General features: G+C 32.4%; 12 protein-coding genes. 2 read left to right on the top strand and 10 right to left on the bottom strand.

Translation table 11 applies throughout. From position 1 onward, the window contains the following. Window positions 1-217: 217 nt before the first annotated feature. From Q2T41_RS05930 to Q2T41_RS05885, 10 genes are all read right to left on the bottom strand, one after another. Window positions 218-2,704, bottom strand: a complete 2,487-nt coding sequence (locus Q2T41_RS05930) for a carboxypeptidase-like regulatory domain-containing protein (protein ID WP_304435313.1) — start codon at window positions 2,702-2,704, stop codon at window positions 218-220. Window positions 2,705-3,234: 530 nt separating this feature from the next. Next, window positions 3,235-4,164, bottom strand: coding sequence for a hypothetical protein (locus tag Q2T41_RS05925; protein WP_304435312.1), 930 nt, complete (start codon window positions 4,162-4,164; stop codon window positions 3,235-3,237). 143 nt (window positions 4,165-4,307) lie between these two features. After that, window positions 4,308-4,793 (bottom strand): helix-turn-helix transcriptional regulator, encoded by a 486-nt coding sequence (locus Q2T41_RS05920; RefSeq protein ID WP_304435311.1) that lies wholly within the window; start codon window positions 4,791-4,793, stop codon window positions 4,308-4,310. A 12-nt stretch (window positions 4,794-4,805) separates the two neighbouring features. Then, complete coding sequence (locus Q2T41_RS05915) at window positions 4,806-5,282, bottom strand: hypothetical protein (protein WP_304435310.1); 477 nt, start codon at window positions 5,280-5,282, stop codon at window positions 4,806-4,808. Between the two features lie 313 nt (window positions 5,283-5,595). Then, on the bottom strand, window positions 5,596-6,165 hold the full coding sequence (locus Q2T41_RS05910; protein ID WP_304435309.1) for a hypothetical protein: 570 nt from the start codon (window positions 6,163-6,165) through the stop codon (window positions 5,596-5,598). A gap of 38 nt (window positions 6,166-6,203) precedes the next feature. Next, on the bottom strand, window positions 6,204-6,599 hold the full coding sequence (locus tag Q2T41_RS05905) for a hypothetical protein (RefSeq protein ID WP_304435308.1): 396 nt from the start codon (window positions 6,597-6,599) through the stop codon (window positions 6,204-6,206). A gap of 309 nt (window positions 6,600-6,908) precedes the next feature. Next, the gene (locus tag Q2T41_RS05900; RefSeq protein WP_304435307.1) at window positions 6,909-7,283 is read right to left on the bottom strand and encodes a hypothetical protein; all 375 of its coding nucleotides are present in this window, start codon (window positions 7,281-7,283) and stop codon (window positions 6,909-6,911) included. Window positions 7,284-7,537: 254 nt separating this feature from the next. Next, window positions 7,538-7,864: a hypothetical protein gene (locus Q2T41_RS05895; RefSeq protein ID WP_304435306.1), complete on the bottom strand. Its 327-nt coding sequence runs from the start codon at window positions 7,862-7,864 to the stop codon at window positions 7,538-7,540. 160 nt (window positions 7,865-8,024) lie between these two features. Beyond that, window positions 8,025-8,147, bottom strand: a complete 123-nt coding sequence (locus Q2T41_RS05890; RefSeq protein ID WP_304435305.1) for a tyrosine-type recombinase/integrase — start codon at window positions 8,145-8,147, stop codon at window positions 8,025-8,027. Window positions 8,148-8,745: 598 nt separating this feature from the next. Next, the gene (locus Q2T41_RS05885) at window positions 8,746-12,708 is read right to left on the bottom strand and encodes a hybrid sensor histidine kinase/response regulator transcription factor (RefSeq protein WP_304435304.1); all 3,963 of its coding nucleotides are present in this window, start codon (window positions 12,706-12,708) and stop codon (window positions 8,746-8,748) included. 241 nt (window positions 12,709-12,949) lie between these two features. Here Q2T41_RS05885 and Q2T41_RS05880 point away from each other — a divergent pair, with 241 nt between their 5' ends. Continuing rightward, complete coding sequence (locus Q2T41_RS05880) at window positions 12,950-15,244, top strand: GH92 family glycosyl hydrolase (RefSeq protein ID WP_379921875.1); 2,295 nt, start codon at window positions 12,950-12,952, stop codon at window positions 15,242-15,244. A gap of 7 nt (window positions 15,245-15,251) precedes the next feature. After that, a complete protein-coding gene (locus Q2T41_RS05875; RefSeq protein WP_304435303.1) occupies window positions 15,252-16,379 on the top strand; it encodes a glycoside hydrolase family 43 protein in 1,128 nt (375 codons plus the stop codon). The last annotated feature ends 97 nt before the right edge of the window (window positions 16,380-16,476 follow it).

Raw genomic sequence — 16,476 nt, 5'->3', positions numbered from 1 at the left:
ACAGTAGGGGAGCAAACTAGCGTTTGCTTTCCGCCACTCACATAGCAAAATCTTTTTGTTTTGCTTTTTCTTTTTTTGTCCAAAGCAAAATCCCAAAGATTTTGCGGACTTCATAAAAATACACAAACCTTTCGATTAAGCCCAAAGCCCGTATTGTTTATAGGTTTTGTTAGTGTTTGTTGTTTCCGTCCGAGTATGTCGTATTCATTATATTCAGTTAAATTTTTATTTCTCCGCATTCTTCATTCTCCTGTATTTTTATTTCTAAATCGATTGGTCTGTCATTCCAAAATGGGTCGGTTGTATTCTTTTTGAAGCCTTTTTTTAAATCAATTAGTGGTCTTTTTAATACGCTTACATTTTTGGTTTCAATGTTATTAGAAACGAGTTTTTGAATTTGAATATAAGTGTTCAAAAAAGTATTTTCAGGAGAATAGACTTTCGTTGTATTAGTTACGTCAAGCAGATTTATGAAATACATTCCACTAACATTCTTGTAAGATTGAACTATTTTATGCCAGTATTGTATTGTATTCTTTGTTTTCTTTGATACAAATGCTGCGCGTTTTATACAATGTTCATACCTTAATACAGCAAAGTTTTCTGAATCTACGAAAATCTTTCCGTGAGAGTTTTCAGGGGCAGGGTAGCCATAGCCTGTTGAAAATGCTCCTGGAGAATTGTTTTCAAAACTTATTTGGTACACTTTTCGACCTTCATAGTTTACTGTTCCATCATTTGTCAAATCGTAGGAAGAAGTTCTATATAATACATTGGTTTTGCTTAAAATTATGTCCCTGTTCAAGACTACCCAAAGAGAGCCAATACCATTATTAAACCTGTCTTTGTCATATTTATCCGTATTGTTTCTTAAATGTTGAATCTCTCCATAAAAATTATTTTCAGGCCTATTAGAGCCGTTAACACCTTTTTGATTATACGTTTGAATTAATGCTTCTTCGCCTAGACTTAATGAGTCCTTTAGATTGAAATCTATTATTTTAAAAAAGTAACTTTGGTTATAAGGTGTTTGAACATAGTTGCGCTCTATATTCTTTCTCGCTTTTTTAATAATTTCTTCGGCACTTAAGCTTTTTAATTTTGCAGTTACTACAACCTCGTTTAGGACAATATTTTCATTTGACTTTTTTAAACGTATGGTATTCTTTTTTTGCAGTTCCTGAACTTGTACTGAATCACTTTCATATCCAATAGCAGAAAAAATCAAATAACTATTTTGTTTATTCGAATTTGATATTGAAAATTCGCCTTTTAAATTGGAGATAGTACTTAAATTGTTGTCTGAGTAATAAATGTCTGCATAGGCAATCTGTTGAGAGGTTTCGGTATCTAAGACAGTTCCGCTAACTGTACTTAATTTATTGGGAATTAACAATTTTTCTTCGTGGGAATCATATTCAGAATAAATTGGAGGGTACATTTTTTCAATGAAGTATATACCATCAAATACATTGTTCCAGTTCGCATAAAGTGGAATATAGCCTAGTGCCGAGGAGTAGAATTTATCATCGATGTTTTCGAGAAATTTTAGTTTTTCTTTTGCCCCCTGCTTTATTAATTTAGACTCAATGCTATTTGTAGGTGCATTTAGAATAGGCAATATGTTGTCGTGAAAGATGTCAAGATAATTACCTTCGTAAGACGTAAATGCCAAACTAAACAATTTATCTCCATAATTTTCTTTAAGAATTTGTCCCATTGGTTTGGCAAATCGCAAGCTCTTTACTTGTTCAATTTCATCATTAAGTTCCATATGACTATGGTCTGTAATGCTGTCCAATAGTTCAAAATTCTGCTTTATGTAGTTTTCTGTTTCTTCCGTAAATTCAAATTCGTTAAGACGATTGGCGAAATGATAACTTGCACCCCAACCAATTATTTTTTCATTTGGATATGTTTCTTTTATAAAAGTCAAATTTTCCGCCATTTGTTTATCTCTGGGGTTTTGAACGTGTATTTTTTCTTTTTGAAGACTCTTCAAGTTGAAATCCAAGTCGGAGAAAACGCTTTTAAAGGTTTGGACGATAACCTTTGTTTCTAAATTGCTTTTTGGTATCAAATCAATTTTACGCTGTAAAGCTAGAATTCTATCGTAAAGAGCTGTAGAATCTTTTTTATTGCCAACATAACTTTCCAAATCCCTAACGACTAGAGTTTTTTCCAATTCTATGTAGGTTTCCTTGGAAATTGAAATGTTGTTATTGGTGCAAAGCGTTTTGAAATCGTCAAGAAAATATTGGTCGAACAAATTGGATTCTTGGGAATCAAATCCTAGGATTTTTAATTCTTGATGTGTTTCGATATAGTCTAGAAGGTCTTGAAATACCTCGGTATCGGAATAAAGTGAGCCAACACTTTGTTTAAAAATACCCACATCTTCTTTTTTCACAGAATAAAGTTGATTCGCTTTAAAGTTGTCATACAGACCACTTTCAAAGACCAATAAATTAAACCCGCCTTTTTCATGTAGTTCCTTGACCATAGCAAGTTTTTTTTCAAAAACAGCACCATCGCCATGTGTTTGTTCTCCCAATAAAATAATTTCGTAATCGGTTAAAAATGACTCGCTGAAAATTGATTCTTGACTCAGTAGTTGGTTAGAGCATAAAATACTTAGGAATAATAGTGTAAATATTTTCATTAAAATTTTATTCTGTTCGGCGAAGAGTGTATATCCACACACTTGCTCAAAAGTCCATTTGCGTTTCCATTATGTTTGAGTAAGAAGTCCTGTGTAGTTTTCCACATTTATCTCTCAATTTTGCTAGAATGTTTTTTTACAATAAACACTAACGCAGCGCTATGTGTAGTCCGCGATATTTTATGGAAATATAGTGAAAACCTTTTTTGGTTTTCGACGGTATTGGGAATAAAATATGGCGGTCCAGATTACATATAGTGACGTGATATGTTGGGTTGTTTTCTTCCGTTAAGCGTCGTACTTAGAAAAGTTACCCTTATCCTACGGTTTAATGTGATCTGACATAGCGCTGCGATGATGTTGCATTTCCCTTTGTGCGAGAATCGAGGTACGAGATGTAGCACATAGGGTCGACGTAGGAGAATGCAACATCATCGGTAAATTGTATGAGTAGTGGCAGATTGCGCAGTTGTTTCCTATCAAACCGCTATGCAGTTTGAGCGGGCTACAAACCATGAAATTTAGCACTTTACCTGCCATTACTTATACAAAATGTTAGCTATCGTTTTAATTCATTCTTTTACTATTAGTCTTTCATTGGGATAGTCAATAGTCAAATTGAATTGTTTCATGACTTCAAGTCCTACCTTACCGTTTCTACCACTTTCAGAATAGATGTTATTTGGTAAAAATGCTGTTGGGATACTGTCAATTTCGATGTCTCCGAGTTGGATTTTTTCTGTTACTCCGATATATATTTCATATTTTCCAGATATTCCATACCCTTCCTTTTTCTCTGCATTTTCAGGTATATCAAAACCATTTATCGTTGAGGGTATTAGCTCAAGTGTACCCAGATTTCCTAAATCAAATTGAAGTTTTATCGTTTCAATCGAATTCTCATTAGACTTTATTTTACAATTTATGTAAGGCTTATTATCATGAAAACTTAATGCTAACAAATTACCTGACTTACCATCATTAATAGCATTGGAATTCTTATAAACTGTACCTCTGCCTGATTCAAAATCCAACTGTAATGGGAAACTTTTAAGAATATCATACCCAATCATACCATCTATTCCCATTTGTTTTATATATGAGTTAAATTCTGCTGGAAAGCGTTCCATGTCTGTCATTATCCCCGAAACATTTTCAAAGTTTATAGATTCGAAATGAAAGTTTAAATTATGGATGAATCGTCCGCCAATGTTATGAATACCTTCCTTTGAATTTAACGGTTTTCCTTTGATATACTTTAGTTTATTTGTTTGTTCGTTTGGGAAAATCAAAATCTGATTTGCTCCTGTATCAAATATAAATTGTAACGTATCATTTTCAGCTATAATTGGAATTATTATAAAGCCCTTCGATAAATCAATTTCAAATTTATTCGTCAACTCCGTTTCATTTTCAAACCAATAGATTCGTTCCTCTTTGATTTTTTCATTGCAACCACCTAGCAATATTAGTAGTATACCAAATGCAAGAAATCTTGACATATAATTTGTTTTAATGATAGCTAACGGTCTCGGCTATGAGTAGTTGCGTGGTTTAGCAGTTAACTTTGCAAGTTCGCACCAAACTGAAAATCCGCGAGGATTTTCAGAAGTAGGCGAGAACAAGCAATTACTTATAGCCATTGTTACCCAACGTTATTTATTAAATCATCGAGGGAATACTTTTTCATTTCTTTTCTCTTAATTTTAGATAATTCATAAAGTTTGTTTTTGTCTTGAACATCCAACCAAAGCATTGGGTCATTTCCAAAGATAGTTCCAAAGACAAGTGCCATTTCGTGATTCAAAGAGCGTTCACCTTTTATCAGTTTTGTTAAATTTGATGGTCTAACTCCAATATATTGCGCAAATTTATTTTGTCTAATGTCGAAAGCATTTAAATAAGCTTTGAGAAAATCGCCAACTAATTTTGAATGTTTGTCCTCTGAATTCAAATAATCTTCCATTTTGAATTTGAGAGCCATCAGTTCTATCATTTTCTTTCTTTCATTTGAGCGCTCCTTGGATTTATTCAAAAGGATAGCCTGAAATTCATTGAATTCTTTAGTTCCAACATCCATTCTGTCGGTTAGAACTTGTTCTTTGTTTTTATTGAATTCTTGCTTACTCATAATCTTTAAATCTTATTTTAAATACTTTTCAATCAATTGTAATCCAATCGAATCGTCAATAAACATCCTTTGACCAAAAGCTTGAGTTGCTCCATATTTAGTTTTGTACCAATTAATTAAATTTGTTTTTGATGTAAAGGTTAAAAACCCTTTGTAATTACCTTCAATTTTAAAACTTTCCCTGCAAGCAAACGCAATCAAACAACCTGCTACATAATTAAATCTTTTACTTGACGAGCCTATATTGTAAGGCGCAATTTCTATGACGTCCATTATCAACAAATCATTTTCAAGTCTCAATTGTAATATTCCCTCAATACTTTGAGCTTCATTTTTTAATCTTAATACGTAGGTTTTGGTATTCTTTTCTTTTTTCAGTTTGTTCCAATCAAAATTCCAACCGTCTTTTTTTAAAGGCATTTTTCCAGATGCAAGAACAATTTCAGCTTCAATAAGCTTTTTGTTTCTTAAATCATAAATATATGTCATTTTGATTCTTATTTATACGCTAAATATAATAATAAATTATCAAAAATGTATAATATTTATTATTAAAATTATCGAAATAAGAAATTATAGAGTTGCTTTCTAATGTTGGGTAACGGTTGAGATATGAACAGTACGGGAGCAAACTAGCGTTTGCTTTCCGCCATACGCATAGCGAAATCTTTTTGTTTTGTTTTTTCTTTTTTTGTGTTAAAGCGAAATCCCAAAGATTTCGCGACATTATAAAAATATGCAAACCTTAGCGTTTAAGACCTAAGCCCATATTGTTTATAGGTTGTGTTACCCAAAGTATTTTTTAGTTCTGATAGTTAAATTTCTTACCACCATCTTGAACTTCAATTTTAACAATACTATCCATTGGGATTTCCCATTTTAGTCCCTGAGCAAATCTTGAGCGTCCGCCTTTTAGAATATTATTTTCCAGAATAACCGTATCGAAATATAGAATATACTTTTTTCCATTTTTGTGAGTAACACGCATTTCTATTGATGGCGAATTGCTCAGATACATTTCTTGTCCAGTTTTGTCAAACACCACAAGTCGGTCAATGTCATTTGCTGAATATTTTATTTTTCCAAACGTTAATGGATTGTTTATTTCGACATCATTTTTGTTTTCCGAATTTGTATTTTTCATTTGTTCACGAAAACTATCTACAGGAATAGTATAAGTCTTACAGGATACCCCTAAAGCAATCAACATAAGTCCGCAAAATTTAATAATTCCACTTTTAAATTTTAGTTTTTTCATATTTTGGGTAACGGTTCGTGTATGATTATTTGCGGACTTTTCCAGCGGAAAATGTCCGCCTATAACGAAGATAGTTAATTGCAAGGATTTCCATTTTGGGAAATCCGCCCGCAATTAATTATACACCATGTTGTAGCGCGTTTTTTTTGCTTTCATTTTCCGTCAATTTTTTTCCATTTTCCTTTCCTAAAATACATATTATGATATTTCGGTGAATTGAGCACCATGAAAAAGTCCCAAGGTTCACGGTAAATAGTTGGATTGTCAGTTAGAATATGATGTGTTGGTTGTTCCATTTGGAACTTTATTCGTCTGGAGGTATATCGTTTTTTATCTGTAACTATTTTTCCTTTATACGTTTTAAATATTTTTTCTTCGTCTGTAGAGTAAAAATATATAGAATCATTATCCTTGATTTCAAAACGATATCGATTGTACTGCCAATCCGCATTTATTCCGGGAAAATAATTTCGGTCAATTGTATATTCTCCATAAAAATCTGATTTATCTAAAACTTTCTTTTTTGAAAGAATGCTGATAATTGACATTATTATAATAAATCCAGTCCCTAAAGCATAAAGTGTCAAAATAACTTTACCACTCAATTCCGATTTATGTTTAAGCCCTTTTAAAAATACTCCGATAATAAAGGGAGAAATCAGTAATAAGAAAAGAATCTGAAAACCTCGAAACATTAATTCGGTTTTAGTTTTGGAAATGCGCTACAACGGTCTTGTATATGAAAAGTAGCGGATTTTATCCACTAACTTTTCGGTTTATTACTGACCTTTATTTTATTATTTATCTTTCGTTTAAGCACTAAAACCGCTATTTTTTATATACGGTGTTGTGCGTAGTTATTTTTTTTCAACTGTTTTTAATTTCCGATTGACATAAATAACATTTTTATTATTTAATTCTTTATCTCCATATTTTAATGTGATTTCATCTTGTATGTTATAAATTATATTTTCATATTTTTCATCAAATAGTCCATTTGTTCCTTTTGGATAAGAAGCATAAAGGTCTTTGTTTTCTAATAAGTTATTTTTTGATTTCGAAAAGAAATTAATATATGCTTTTTCGGCATCGTAGTAAATAGATTCTTCGTTTGGTAATTTAAGTAGATTACTATTATTTTCAGAACCATAATCATTTGGACTAATAGTTTTAGCCTCAAGTATATCATTAATTTCAAGTAAGCATATACAAAGTTCTTTTGAAATTTGCATTCCTTTTTGGATAGGTAATGACGTGGTTAAAATTCTTTGGATATTGCTATGGTTTTTAATCCTTTTCGCTATAAATTGTTTTACAGAATGACCAATATATTTTACATCAAATTCTAAAAGTTTTTTTGTTTCTCCTTCTATATTAACTTTCCAATTCTTATTGTAATGGCTTCTTAGTATTGTGTCAGGCGTGATTAATTTAGTGAAATTCTTTTCTTCTGGAATTTTTATTATAATAACATCAATGAAATCACTTAGATTTTCTTCGTTCTTAAGCTTTTATTGTAGCACAAATGAAGTTCAATATTCGATATATTTTCAGTTTCAATTACGTCTTTCTGATATAATGGTAATTGAAATTTTATATTAATTCCAGTTAAAGGTTGTGAGATTTCTCCAGTAAGAAACTTTGTAGAACATTTTATATTTCTAAATATTAGACAAGGACGTTGAAGAATAAAATACAAAGAAGAATCTTCAGCGATTCTTTTTAGTTCTTTATCATTATATAAATAGCTAAAATCATCAAGATTAAATATTCCTAAAGGATTTTTAAATTCTACTTGAATGGTTTTTCGCATAGTTTGGGTTAATTACGCACAACGTAAGAATATAGATCATATGATCTATATATATTTCATATGCGGAACTAAGATAAGAGATCTTTAATACCATTAAAGGAGGTTTCCGCCACATGGTGTTAATTTCCGTTGTCTTGGTAGAACTATGACCCAATAATCATTATATATACCGTATATCAATGCCGTCTTCAATAAGGGGTGTGGCAAAACTGTACCTGAGCATATGCGGAATTACTTTTTTATAGATTCCCGCTCTTATGGTGGCCATGGAAATAAGTTTCAATACGCAGTATGCCGTATAGGCCTTCTGTTTTGGTCCTTTTAAAAGAAAGACTTTGGAATCTGTATTCCTAGTAATAAGTATAAAGTTCCTTCAATAGGGTAGGCTTAGTACGGCCATTCTATCTTTCTTGTGCTTATCTCTATTCGCGTCCCTATAAAAGGGCGTTTAACGCTTCAACTTTCCGGTTTTGGGGTCATGAAACGAAAAATAGGTTTACCACTGCTTAGATAGATCACCATTGGCGGTATATATTTTAGGGACAGAAAAGTTTCGTCTTATGAATCATATGCATTTTCGTATTCATTACCGTATTCAAATGTGGGCAACTCTTTAAAATTAGGCATAAAAAAAATGGTCTAGCGAAGGCTAAACCGTAGATTCTGGTACTTAGTAGTGGGGACTGGACTCGAACCAGCGACTTTCGGGTCATGAGCTCCTCGTATGGAAAATTTGTAACGATTTTATTGGGCTCAACCGCTATTAAATTATAAAATCGTAAGCAAAAACGTATTCAATTTTAGTTTTCAGAATAATAATTAAACCTAAAGTAAATTTGGAGTTTAATTAATTATAATACGGTTTTTCAAGCCAAATAGAATTAATTTTTGTCATTCATGTAATCTGAAGGAGTCATCTCAAACTGTTTCTGAAAATTTCTACCAAAACTTGTTGCAGAGTTATAGCCTACTATTTCTGCAACTTCAAAAATTCTATACTTTCCGGATTTTAAGAGCTCTGCAGATTTTTTTAATCTAGCGATATTTATAAGCTCGTTTGGACTAAGATTGGAGATATCTTTTATTTTACGATACAAGGTAGACCTACTCATATTCATGATCTCGGCCAGCGTTTCTACATTGAGATCGCTATCGGACATATTTTGATAAATTACTTCATCTAGTTTTTTAATAAAGGTTTCATCTGTTTTTGTATTGGCAATACTTCTGATGTGAGCTAGTGGAGAACTCGCATAATGTTCCATAATGTTTTTACGGTTCTCAAGAAGGTTTGCAATATGTACTTTAAGGTGTTTAATAGAGAACGGTTTTTCAATATAGGCATCTGCACCAGATTCTAATCCTTCCATTTTTGCAGACATAGCACTTTTAGAAGTAAGTAAAATGACAGGTATGTGGCTAGTTTCGAGATTTGTCTTTATTTTTTTACATAAGGTAAATCCATTTATGCCAGGCATCATAACATCACTTATAACAAGCTGAACATTATCTTCAATTAGTAGGTTTAAAGCATCTTCGCCATTTGAAGCTTTAAGGACAAAATATTCTTCCTTTAGTTCTTTTGCTACAAAATCTAGGAGCTCTTCGCTATCTTCTACCAATAATATACAATTACCTTGATTAGGTGAAATTGTCACATTGGTAATGCTTTCGGTCTCTGCCCATTTTTGAGATGATTTAGGGCGTAGCCTAAATTCTTTTTCTTGGTGAATAGGAAGCTGAAGTACAAAACTGTTCATAGTACCGTCGCTGGTATTTAAATTTAAACTACCATTGTGCATTTCTGTTAGCGAACGGGCAAGCGCAAGGCCTATACCAGTACCTGTTTGATTTTCGTTTCCAGATACTCGATAAAATGGTTCGAATATTCGTTCTTTTAAATGTCCGGGAATGAGTAGTCCGTCATTTCGTAAATTTAATTTGAGTCCTGATTCATTAGACTTTAAGCTTACAATGACGACTTTGTCTGCATATTTGATAGCATTACTAAAAAGATTACTCAGTATTTTTTTAAGTGCTTCAGGGTCAACGCAAGCAATGACATCCTTGTCTTCTAATTTTAAACTAAAATCCACTTTTTTATCCCTAATAGCTTCACTAAATCTTGCATATGTATCATCTATTAATTCAGATATGTTTGTTTCAACAAAGGTTAGGTCAACTCTTTCAATTTCAGTTTTTCTAAAATCTAATAATTGATTTACTAGGTCTAATAAACGATTTGTATTTTTCTTTACAATTGCTAAATTGTCTTTTATTCCCGGTACTTCATGAGATTTTTTTAAAACTTTTTCTAACGGACTTTTTATTAGCGTTAGCGGAGTACGTATTTCATGAGATACATTAGTGAAAAATTCAATTTTAGCCTGGTATATTTCTTTTTCCTTTCTGTTGTTTAACTGCTTAATTTTTTGAATGTTTTTAGATTTTACTCTTTGGTCATAATTTCGAAAACCAATGAAAATTAAAAAACAAGTAAGTGCAGTGTAAATAGTATATGCCAAATTACTTTTCCAGAATATAGGTAGAACCTTAATATTTAAGCCAGATGTTTCCTTGCCCCAAACGCCACTACTGTTCATAGATTTTACAATAAAATTGTAATTGCCGGCAGCTAATTCTGTAAAGTATACTTTATGGTCTTTTTGCAAATAAATCCAATCATTATTCAAACCTTCCATTTTATACCAATACTCTGTGTTTTCTGGAGCTATATAACTTAGTGCTGCAAATTCTAAACTAAATGAAGATTGTTCTGGAGAAAGCACTAGATTTTCTAATGATGAAATAGATTCTTTAATTGGGGAATTTGTTTGGTCTACAAAAACTTCTTTATTGTTAATTTGAAGACCGGTAATATAGATTGGGGGACTATATGTATTTTTTTTGAAGTCTTTTGGGTTAAAACTTATCATACCGTTTACTGTACCAAAATACATACGGCCATTAGGGTCTTTATATGCAGAGTTATAATTAAACTGATCGCTCTTTAAACCGTTTGCTTTAGTGTATATCTTTTTTATATCATTCTTACTATCAAATTGTACCAAACCATTAGATGTAGTAATCCAAATATTTTTATTATCATCTTCTAAAATTCCATAAAAAACGTTGGATGGAAACCCATTTTTTGTTGTAAACTTGGTAAAATCCTTCTTATTTTTATTTAAAAGGTTTAAACCGTATTCTGTAGAAATCCAAATGTTATTTTTAGAATCTTCAAAAATACCATTAATGTGGTTATTGGAAATACTAGAAGGATTATTTCCTTCATATTTAAAAAAACCTTTTTCTTTTGTTGTAGGGTTATAATAGTATAATCCATCAGAGTAGGTTCCAGCCCAAAGAGTACCTTGCCTATCTTCATAAAAACAGGTATAATGATGATTTTCTGGAAATACATCATATAAAGTATATTTATCTGTAATAGGGTCATAAGTTTGTATGCCGTAAGTGGTAACTACAAAAATTACATTCTCTTTTGATTTATGAAGGGCAAAAACAAAATTACTTCTTAAAGCTCCTTCTTGACCTATGTTATAATGTTTTATAATTTTATTCCTATTAATATCTAAAATATCTATTCCATTGTCAAACATCCCTATCCACAACTTATCTGCAACCGGTAAAAGACCATGGATATTATAATGGGTTAAAATTCCATTTTTATTTTTATCTAATGAGGTGTAGTTTGTAAATTTACCAGTCTTCGGGTTAAATTTATTTAAACCGGCATCTTCTGTTCCTATCCAAAGGTTACCAAAATCATCGGGTCTAATTTCTCTGACCGCATTTCCATTTATGGAATTTTGAGATGACATAGGGAAAAATTTAGTAAAAGGGGAATATTGGTGCGGAGTGTAATTTATACCGCCAAAATAGGTTCCTGCCCAAACACCATTTTCTTTGTCTATAGTAAGAGAGTATACCGCATTGTCCGATAACGCATATGGGTTATCATAATTTTTTTTCAGATTGGTGTATGCTTTAGTTTTAAGGTCGTAAATATGTAGGCCAGATTCCGAAGCAACCCAAAGCTCTTTATCTGCTCGTATAGCAAAATCTCTTACATAATAGGATTCTGAGGTAATTTGAGCCATTGATTTTAATTTCTTTTCGACCATATCAAAGGCTAGAACTCCATGATTTTGAGTTCCTAAGAGAAGTGTTTGCTCGTCTAGATTAAATAACTCATTTATTCTTAAAGGTCGCTTTAGTTCGGCTTCAATTTCTAGTGGATATTCATTAAAAGAATCTGTGGTTTCATTATACTGATAAAGGTAGTTGGTAGAGGATATCCATATTTCATTATTTTTTAGTTTATGTATATCTGTGGCATTAAAAAATTCAGTGGTAGGATACTCTTTAATTTCTTTTGTAGTAAGATTGTATTTGCTCAAAGTACTTTGGCTAATAAACCATAAGTTACCATTAGCGTCATTTTCAATATCTAAAACTTGGGCATTGGCTGTTCCTTCTATAATATCAAAATTTTCTAGACTTTCATTATATCTAAATAAACCACTATCTGTACCTACCCATATTATGCTATCATTCTCATGAAGACTTTCAATGTAATTGCCTTTAATACTTTTAGGGTCGTCTGGGTTGTTTTGAAATAGCCTAAAATTGTAACCATCAAAACGATTTAATCCATTTTTTGTGCCAAACCAAAGAAATCCCTTATGGTCTTGTATAGAACTTATAATGGTATTGTGTGATAATCCATTTTCCACCATATAATGTTGGAAATATATTTCTTGTCCACATAGTATGTATGCATGGAAAACTAATAGTAGTAAGCTTAATTTAATTTTTTTCAAGACATTCGAATTTCGTTAAAATTTAATGATTTGTACTCAACAAAATGTCTCATAGATTGTACTATTTGGTTCAAAATAGGTTGTACTCGTATGTAAATAGCACTATGACCAGTATTAATGAATCATTGAAACACTATGTAGGTTAAAGTTAAGTTGTTAATTATAATTTGTTGGTGTGTTAATTACATGCATCATATTAAATGATAATACGATGTAAAATTCAATGTTTAAATAATTATTAGTGCTAAGAATTATAATTTTTTTATTAATAGTATTTTCAAACTTGTTTATTTCTGTAAATGCGCAGGAAAATACAAATACTTTTAGCCCTGTTGATTGGGTAAACCCGTTAATGGGAACAGACTCTGATCATAGCTTATCTAATGGAAATACATATCCTGCGATAGCAATGCCATGGGGAATGAATTTTTGGACACCACAGACCGGTAAAATGGGCGATGGCTGGGCCTATACCTATGATGCCACGAGAATAAAAGGATTTAAACAGACGCACCAACCATCACCATGGATGAATGATTATGGACAATTTTCCATAATGCCGGTAACCGGTTCGCTACGTTTTTTAGAAGAGGATCGTCAAAGTTGGTTTTCACACAAGTCAGAAATTGTAACACCCTACTATTATAGTGTTTATCTGGCTGATCATAATGTAACCACAGAAATTACTCCAACAGAACGCGCGGCACGTTTTAGATTCACTTTTCCGAAAACGGATAGCGCATTTGTAGTTATTGATGCTTTTGATAAAGGTTCTTATATTAAGATACTTCCAAAACAGAAAATGATTTTAGGGTATACCACCAAGAATAGCGGTGGTGTACCTGAAAATTTTAAAAATTATTTTGTGTTAGCCTTCGATAAGGAGTTTGAAATTTCTAAAACCTTTAGTGGGTCGGCATTAAGTAATGAATTAGAAATGGAATCGGACCATTCTGGAGCAGTGATAGGTTTTAAGACAAAAAAAGGGGAGATTATCAATGTTAGAGTAGCCTCATCTTTTATAAGCTATGAACAGGCAAAGTTGAATCTTGGTGAAATTGGGAATTTGGATTTTGATGCCATAAAGAAAAAAGGAAAGAATGCATGGAATAAAGAATTAAGTAGAATTAAAGTAGAAGGGGGCACTGAAGATCAATCCCGAACCTTTTATTCATGTTTATATCGTTCGTTACTTTTTCCTCGAAAATTTTTCGAATTCGATAAAGATGGCAAAGTTGTTCATTACAGTCCGTATAACGGTGAAGTTTTACCAGGTTATATGTATACGGATACTGGGTTTTGGGACACCTTTAGATCCTTATTTCCTTTTTTAAACCTAATGTACCCTAAACAATTAGGGCAAATGCAAGAAGGACTTTCAAATGCCTATAAAGAGAGTGGGTGGTTACCAGAATGGGCTAGTCCGGGGTTGAGAAATACCATGGTAGGCAATAACTCGGCATCTGTTGTTGCCGAAGCATATCTTAAAAGTGGTGATGCTTATACTTATGATATTGAAAATTTGTACCAGGCGCTTTTACATGGCGCAAATAATGAGGGGCCTATGACAGCTGTAGGTCGAGTGGGAGTTGAATATTATAATAGGTTAGGATATGTGCCTTATGATGTTCAGATAAATGAGAATGCTGCTAGAACATTAGAGTATGCTTATGATGATTTCGCCATTTATCAATTAGGGAAAGCATTGAACAAACCTAAGAAAGTAATAGAAGTCTATAAAAAACGAAGTCTTAATTATAAAAACCTTTTTGACCCAGAAACTAAATTAATGCGGGGAAAAAATAAGGATGGAGAATTTATGTCTCCATTTAACCCTTTTAAATGGGGCGATGCTTTTACAGAAGGTAATAGTTGGCATTATTCCTGGTCCGTTTTTCATGATATGCAGGGGCTTGTAGATTTAATGGGCGGTAAAGATGTTTTTATTTCGCAATTGGATAACGTATTTGACCTACCACCAATATTTGATGATAGTTATTATGGAGGCGTAATACATGAAATACGTGAAATGCAGATTGCGAATATGGGGCAGTATGCACATGGTAATCAGCCTATTCAACACATGGCCTATTTATATAATTATGTAGGTCAACCTTGGAAAAGTCAATATTGGGTGCGTGAAATTTTGGATCGCATGTACTTTCCTACTCCCGATGGATATTGTGGTGATGAAGACAATGGGCAGACCTCGGCATGGTATGTTTTCTCTGCCATGGGTTTTTATCCGGTTGCACCTGCAACGGATCAATATGTGCTCGGGGCTCCTTTATTTAAAAAAGTCACCTTACAATTAGAAAATGGTAATAATATAATAATTAATGCACTAGAGAATAATAGTAACAATAGGTATATAGGTTCATTACGTTGTAATGATAAGCTATACGCTAAAAACTGGTTGAGCCATTCTGAATTAATGAAAGGTGTTATATTAGATTTTAATATGGTTGCAGAACCTAATATTAAACGAGGAATAAAGGCTTCAGATTTCCCATATTCATTAAGTACTTCCGAATAGCATATTTATGAAAAATTTAAAACACTGGTGTATTTTCTTAATTACTTCAATTGTTTTTATTTCTTGCAATGGTGTCAAAGTTGTGAACCAGAACCCAGCGGAAAAGGTGGTATCCCAAACAGAAAATTTAAAAAGTACATTTACAAATCCTCTTTTGGATAATGGTGCTGATCCGTGGGCTATTTACCATAATGGTAATTACTATTATATTAAATCTGAAGGTACTTCAATTGCGCTTTTGAAAACGCCGGATATAACAGATTTAAGAAATGCCCAGAAAAGAACTATTTGGAAAGCACCAGAAACCGGAGACCATTCCAAAAATATTTGGGCGCCTGAAATTCACTTTATTAATGGTGCATGGTATATTTATGTAGCAGCTGACGATGGGGACAATAGAAACCATAGAATGTTTGTGTTAGAGAATACTGCAGAAGATCCTTTTGACGATTCTTTCAAGTTGAAATCAAAATTGAAGACCGATCCAAATGATAATTGGGCTATTGATGGTAGTATCTTTAAACATAATGGTCAATTTTATTTTTTATGGTCTGGCTGGGAAAGACCTAAAATTGAGAACGGCGAAGAAACCCAAAATATTTACATAGCTAAAATGTCCAATCCTTGGACGATTATTTCTGACAGAGTTTTATTATCAACCCCATCATTTGATTGGGAAAAAAACTTTATTTATCCCGGTGTGTGGCAACCAAATGCCCCAGTTTATGTTAATGAAGGACCGCAATCAATAATTCATGGTCAAAAATTACATATTGTATATTCCGCAAGTGGGTGCTGGACTCCAAATTATGCCTTAGGCCTACTAACAATGAATGTTGATGGAGACCCTATGAATGCAACGAATTGGAGCAAATCAAAAGAACCCATATTTTCACAATCCAAAGAAAATGGTGTATATGGTACTGGTCATAATTCATTCTTTAAAAGTCCAGATGGTAATGAAGATTGGATTCTTTATCATGCCAATGACCAACCTACTGATGGCTGTAGTGACAAACGTTCGCCTAGAGCGCAAAAAATTGATTGGTCAAATGATGATATGCCAATTATAGGAGAGCCATTCCCGACATCAATTAGATTAACAAAACCATCCGGTACAGTTATTAAAAAGTAGAATTCACATCTAATCACCAATAAAATTCTTTTTAATTTTAATGCTTGTGAATTATTTACACCTATTTTTTCAATAGCCTCCATTTTTTTAGCAAAAA

Origin of the sequence: Maribacter confluentis (genome assembly GCF_030505015.1) — a bacterium.
GTDB lineage: Bacteria > Bacteroidota > Bacteroidia > Flavobacteriales > Flavobacteriaceae > Maribacter > Maribacter sedimenticola.
The sequence above is the reverse complement of the archived record's forward strand: the minus strand, read 5'-3'. Positions and strand labels throughout refer to the sequence as shown.

Coding starts and splice junctions, on each gene's coding strand:
- Q2T41_RS05915 (WP_304435310.1), bottom strand. CDS start 5,282: ATGACATATATTTATGATTTAAGAAACAAAAAGCTTATTGAAGCTGAA.
- Q2T41_RS05875 (WP_304435303.1), top strand. CDS start 15,252: ATGAAAAATTTAAAACACTGGTGTATTTTCTTAATTACTTCAATTGTT.
- Q2T41_RS05900 (WP_304435307.1), bottom strand. CDS start 7,283: ATGCAAATTTCAAAAGAACTTTGTATATGCTTACTTGAAATTAATGAT.
- Q2T41_RS05905 (WP_304435308.1), bottom strand. CDS start 6,599: ATGTCAATTATCAGCATTCTTTCAAAAAAGAAAGTTTTAGATAAATCA.
- Q2T41_RS05925 (WP_304435312.1), bottom strand. CDS start 4,164: ATGTCAAGATTTCTTGCATTTGGTATACTACTAATATTGCTAGGTGGT.
- Q2T41_RS05920 (WP_304435311.1), bottom strand. CDS start 4,793: ATGAGTAAGCAAGAATTCAATAAAAACAAAGAACAAGTTCTAACCGAC.
- Q2T41_RS05895 (WP_304435306.1), bottom strand. CDS start 7,864: ATGCGAAAAACCATTCAAGTAGAATTTAAAAATCCTTTAGGAATATTT.